Genomic DNA, 231 nt, shown 5'->3' with positions numbered 1-231 from the left:
GTGCCTCGAGGCGGTGAGGCAAGAACGGTAGTGCGTTGGAATATGTGCCTAAAAACCTCCAGACGGAGGAGGTGTGTCTCGAAGCGGTACGGCAATACGGCCTGGCGTTACAATATGTGCAGGCAGACCTCCGGATGCCTGAGGTCTGCCGCGAAGCGGTGAGACAGGAAGGTGGGGCGCTGTACTATGTGCCGAAAGACTTCCGGACGGAGGAGGTGTGTCTCGAAGCGG

1 pseudogene is annotated in these 231 nt (G+C 59.3%); it reads left to right on the top strand.

The features are described 5' to 3' along the window. Nucleotides 1–32 precede the first annotated feature (32 nt). Nucleotides 33–231 (top strand): annotated as a pseudogene (locus E1297_RS51015) (DUF4116 domain-containing protein); the annotation flags it as partial.

The sequence above is a fragment of the Roseibium sp. RKSG952 genome (assembly GCF_009711355.1).
The sequence above is the reverse complement of the archived record's forward strand: the minus strand, read 5'-3'. Positions and strand labels throughout refer to the sequence as shown.